Origin of the sequence: Streptomyces jumonjinensis (assembly GCF_009600885.1) — a bacterium.
GTDB lineage: Bacteria > Actinomycetota > Actinomycetes > Streptomycetales > Streptomycetaceae > Streptomyces > Streptomyces jumonjinensis.
Map to the genome: position 1 here is coordinate 59158 of NZ_VCLA01000184.1, position 4904 is coordinate 64061.

The window sequence follows — 4904 nt, forward strand, 5'->3', positions numbered from 1 at the left end:
GGCAGGGGCGTGTCCGGTCCGAATGTTCGTCGCCTGGCCGTGATCACGATGGAGGGGTCCGGCTTCAACGAAGGGGGCAGCGGGGGCCCTGGTTGCGCAAGTACGCCCCCCTGACCGGCAAGGGATTCATCAACGGGGCCACCATCGTCATCCGCAACGACACCAGCAACATCAACGACAGCCCGCACTTCGACGGCGGGATGAAGCCGATGTGGGACGAGCAGGAGTCCCGTACGTAGGTCACAGGCCGAACAGGATGCCCGGCGTACGTGCCGCCGTACGCCGGGCACCCCGGTGCCCGGGCCCCGTACCCTTCGGCACAGCACGCCGGGCCACCCCGGTCCGGAACCTCCGCACGGCCCCGTCGAGGGCCATCCGGTCGTCCAGGCTTCCACGACCCCGGTCCGCCCGGGGAAGCGGCTCAAAGGTCTCTCCCCGCCGGACAGTTCATGACGGTGTATCACCCGAACGTGATCCACCACTCACGATCGTGTGACGATCGACTCCTAGCAGGGCTTCCAGGAGGAGATCGCGTCGTTGAACACGTTCCCTCCGAGGTTCCCCACCTCGTATCCGTGCGGCACCCTGAAGTGCCTGCCCTCGTAGTTGTTGTGCTCCCAGAAGCACATGGTCATGCCGGTCGAGTTCCTGATGGAGGAGATCGAGTCCTGCCAGCGGGGGTCCACGGCGATGTGCCTGGCAGGGTCCCTGACGCTGAGCGGGGCGTGTCCGCAGTCATTGAAGTACGCGTGTATGCAGATGACGTTCCCCGTCCTTGCGGTGCTCACCGCGGGTGCGCTCTCGGCCGCGGCGGCGGTCCCTGCCAGGGCGGCTGACAGCGTCATCGCCGGGCGCCGGCCGCGTTGGAGGAGACGGACGGGTACGACCTCGGCACCAGTCTGCGGATCGTCGGTGTCACCGCGGTGCCGGGCGGATGCGTCGTCACCCAGCCGTGGGGTTACGCGCCGCAGATGCCGGGTGTCCTGGCCCGGCTCTCCGCCGGCACCCGCTGCTACGGCCTGTACGCCAACCCCAAGAGCGGCAATCAGGGCAGCATCGCCCGCGACGGGTCCATCGAGGCGTCGGATCTCCACCCCGGCGGCGGCCCGGCTCCCGGGGATGCGTCCGAGGAGGTTCTCGCGGCCTACCTCTATCACTATGCGGCGGTCGCCTACGCGTGCAGTTTCGCTGGACTGCGGCTCGCCGACGCGCGGGCCGTGTCCGGACCGCCCGACGCCTGGGTGGAACTGCCGGACCGCGATCACTGGCGGAGCTGACCTGCCAGGATCCGCCCCGGGCCCCGCACAGGGCTGCGGCACCGTGCTGGAAGGGGACGGAGCTGCGTGGTGCGTGGCCTTGCCCGGAGGGGGACTCAGGGCTTCTGCCCGGTGCGCAGGCGGTGGATCTGCGTCGCGATCAGACTTTCGGGGAAGTCTTTCCCGAGGTCGTGGAAGGCTGCGATGACTCTTCCGGTGCGGACCACGGTGTAGTCATCCTTCTTCTTCCACCTGGGTGTGGTGCCCGGTGGGGCCGGGAACATTTCGGCGTCCAGGGGGATGGTCTCGCGGAAGCGCACCGCCTCGTCGCCCACCCTGGGTGGCCGCTTGGTGCCGACCGTCGCCCAGAACGTTCCCGACCAGCCCTTTCCCCGGTAGGAGCGGCAGACGCCGACGGCCTTCTCGAGCCGGGCGAAGGCCGCCTTTGCTTCCTCCGTGGAGCGGTAGGCGGCGATCGTCGACCCCCCATTGGGGCGGCTTTTCCAGTTGAAGTCCTGCTGGACCACCGCGTCCGCGTCCTGCCCCAGACGCACGTCGACCAGTGGCTGGCACGCGGGTTCGGACAACGGCGGAAAGACACGCTGCCGGTCTGACGGCTGTTCCTCGCGCACCGGCGCTCCGCCAGCGCCCAGCCCGGGCAACTCGCCCTCCATCAGCGTCAGCGACGCCAGACGTTCCACTGTCAGCGGCTCGGCCGGCACCGCGGCGGACGGACTCGACTGCCGGTCGCGGGCGCTCCGGCCCCCGTCCGCCTGCCCCGCGGAACACCCCGACACCGTGACGACCGCCAGCACAACGGCCGTCCGCCTGGCCCGCCATAACACATCAGAACGCATCGTGAACTCTCCCTCACAGGACTATTTCTGCGCAACGGGCGGACTACCCGCCCCCGGACGGCGCAGCCGGAGCAGTCCCGCACAGGATCGCACTCCCGACAGCGGCGACGAAGCGGGGGCCTGACGGCACCCGGCATACACATACGGACGTTCAGCCCCGACCGAGCCCGACGCTCTGGTGCACCCCCGATTCCAGCCCCGTGCCGACCCACGCAGCAGCCCCGCCCCGTTCGCCCGTCAGGTCGGTGTGCTCAGCGGCCTTCGCCGGGCGCTGGCCGACCAGGGCGCCGCTCGGTATACGCGGGCCGTGGGACCGGCTGCCGATCCGGGCACGGGCTGCGCCGGGTCGGCGGTGCCCTGGACGCCTGTTCCGTAGGCAGTCGGGGGGGCGGAGCGCACTCTCGTCGGCCTTTCATTCGCCGCCGGGTTGAATCGGGCGGGCTCACGCGGCGGTTGCAGAACCGCCGCTGGGCGTGTGCGGGCAATGCGGTCCGTCTTCGATTCACCGCAACGCACGGCGCACTAGCGCCTCGTGACGCACCGCGGGATGTCGCACAACCGGTGGGTCGGATACTCCCGTCCCGGAGTCTTCGTCGCAGCGCCGAACTGCACTCGCCGCCCTCGCTCTCGCTAGCGCCGCGCTCATCACCACTACCGGCACCGCCGACGCCAAGGCCCTGAACACCCACTCCTGCGACAGCTCCGTAGCCGTCATCGCCATCCCCATTGACCTACTATCATCCGAAAAGGTCGATTGCGCCGACGCCCCCATCTAGCCCCGGCCCATCTACCGGCGGTCGGCCACCAGCCTCCCCCGCAGCAGCGGGGGCGGAGCTCCTTCCAGGTGATCCGGCGATGTTTGCGGCGCAGCCATTTCATGACCTGGCCCGATCCCTTATGAGACGGGCCGCCGAGGTGATCTCCGCGTTGACGGTGAACCCACGGGTCCGCCCCCCGGCCGCGTGTTCGCTTCCCGTGGGATTCCTCGACTGGGGACTCGCGACCAGCTCTGAATTCCCCATCGCGCCGGGGCTGAGGACGGACCCCGGCCGCACCCCGGCACCTGGCGGCTGGGACCCGTACACGTACAGAACTCGCCTCCCGTGCTCCGGAGCACGGGGGGCGTTCGGGTGTGAAGCCGGGGCGCGGGTTTGCACAAGGGCGTCGCGGGCCATGCGGAGCGGGTAGTTCCGTCACGGCGGGAACTCCACGGGACACGAGTCTGAACCCGGATCCGGCCCGACGCGGTCGCACGGACGGACCGCAGCGGCTTCTCTCCCGCCTTCCTTTCTCCCGGTACGGGCTCTCACACCCTCTCGTCTCCCTGTCCGTGTTCTGCGTACATGCGTACATGCGCACCTGCGTACACATGCACCTTCCACCACAGGAGGCTCGATGTTCTCGTTCCAGCTTCACCGCCGCCGCGCTGCCCAAGCGCTCGTCGCGCTGCTGCTCGCCTGCGGTGCGACCCTGGCAGCACCCCCCGTCCAGGCCGCGTCCGCCGCACCCCCGACCGCCGCCGCTGCCGCCGCGCCGCTGGTCGAGTGCGCCAGCGGCAACCTCACCCTGAACTTCAGCCCGGGACTGCTGCTCACCACCGTCCAGCACGAGACCTACAGCGGGAACGGAAGGCTGACCGCCTGTGTCGACTCCAGATACCCGCTGAACGTCTTCAGCGGCGCCGTCAGCGTGTCCGGCCAGGCGGATCAGTCCTGCCTGACAAGCCAGAACGACTCCGGGACCTTCACCGTGATCTGGAACGGCGGCAACGGACCCACGACCAGTACGGCCGAGATCATGCAGCTCGGCCCCGTCCAGTCCGGCGACGCGGTCGCCATCACCAGCTTCGTCACCTCCGGCCGTTACGCCGGTCAGATCGTCATCATCGAATGGCTCGGCCTGCCCATCGGACCCGGCTCCTGCGCCGAACCTCCCGGTGTACAGACCGTCAGCGGCATCGCCAACGGCACCGTCCTCCCGGTGTAGCACCACCCGGAGACCTCCCGGCCGTGCCGATTCCGGCATACCGCCCACGGGCGCGGTCCGGCGCGGCCGGGATCTTCCGTCCGCTTCACACCCCTCAGGAGGTTTTGCCATGACCCTGCCTTGGGTATTCCGCGGCGGGCGGCAGCTCCGCGATCGTGGCGTCCGCACGCTCCCGGACCCGGCGGTACAGCCCCGCGATACGGGCGGATCCGCCGCCGCACCCCTCCCGGCCGTGCGTACCCGGCCGCAACCACCGTCGTCTACCGCAGCCGCGGCCGGAATCGGATCGGCCGCCCGCCTGCATGCCGGTCACCGCGCCGTGAACCCCCCGTCCACGGGGACGACGGCCCCGGTCACCTGCCGCGCGTCGTCGCTGCCCAGCCACACCGCTGTCGTGGCCACATCCCCTGCTTCGACCAAGCGGTTCATCGGCTGTGACTCGGCGAACGTGCGTTCGTGGTCCTCCGCCGGCACATCGAGGCAGCGCGCGATCTCCACCAGCATGCGTCCCTCCAGCGCCGGATCGTCGCGTACGGATCCCGGGCACAGGGCGTTGACTCGGATGCCGTGCGGGGCGTAGTCAAGGGCCGCGGCGCGGGTCAGGCCGATCAGGCCGTGCTTGGAGGCGACGTATGCGGCGAAGTAGCGGTAGCCGACCATGCCCGCGGTCGACGACACGTTGACGATGCTGCCGGAACGCTGGGCCGTCATCGCGGGAATCACCTCGCGCATGGCCCGCCAGGACCCCGACAGGTCGATGTCGAGCATCAGGCTCCACTCGTCGTCGGTGATCTCGTGTGCCGGG

General features: G+C 69.9%; 6 protein-coding genes. 3 read left to right on the plus strand and 3 right to left on the minus strand.

What is annotated here, in order from left to right; genetic code table 11:
• The first annotated feature begins 92 nt into the window (after window positions 1-92).
• Window positions 93-239, plus strand: coding sequence for a hypothetical protein (locus tag FF041_RS29145; protein ID WP_153525570.1), 147 nt, complete (start codon window positions 93-95; stop codon window positions 237-239).
• A gap of 267 nt (window positions 240-506) precedes the next feature.
• Here FF041_RS29145 and FF041_RS29150 read toward each other — a convergent pair whose 3' ends face one another.
• On the minus strand, window positions 507-788 hold the full coding sequence (locus FF041_RS29150) for a peptidase inhibitor family I36 protein (RefSeq protein WP_194292212.1): 282 nt from the start codon (window positions 786-788) through the stop codon (window positions 507-509).
• A gap of 75 nt (window positions 789-863) precedes the next feature.
• Here FF041_RS29150 and FF041_RS29155 point away from each other — a divergent pair, with 75 nt between their 5' ends.
• The gene (locus tag FF041_RS29155; RefSeq protein ID WP_407698207.1) at window positions 864-1277 is read left to right on the plus strand and encodes a hypothetical protein; all 414 of its coding nucleotides are present in this window, start codon (window positions 864-866) and stop codon (window positions 1275-1277) included.
• Between the two features lie 95 nt (window positions 1278-1372).
• On the opposite strand, the gene FF041_RS29160 is transcribed toward FF041_RS29155, so the two are convergent.
• Complete coding sequence (locus FF041_RS29160; protein WP_153525572.1) at window positions 1373-2113, minus strand: hypothetical protein; 741 nt, start codon at window positions 2111-2113, stop codon at window positions 1373-1375.
• A gap of 1395 nt (window positions 2114-3508) precedes the next feature.
• Between FF041_RS29160 and FF041_RS29165 the strand changes: the two genes are divergently transcribed.
• Window positions 3509-4099 (plus strand): hypothetical protein, encoded by a 591-nt coding sequence (locus FF041_RS29165; protein WP_153525573.1) that lies wholly within the window; start codon window positions 3509-3511, stop codon window positions 4097-4099.
• Window positions 4100-4408: 309 nt separating this feature from the next.
• Here the strand turns inward: FF041_RS29165 and FF041_RS29170 are convergent.
• Window positions 4409-4904 (minus strand): SDR family oxidoreductase (locus FF041_RS29170; protein WP_153525588.1); only part of this gene is annotated, 496 nt, incomplete at its 5' end.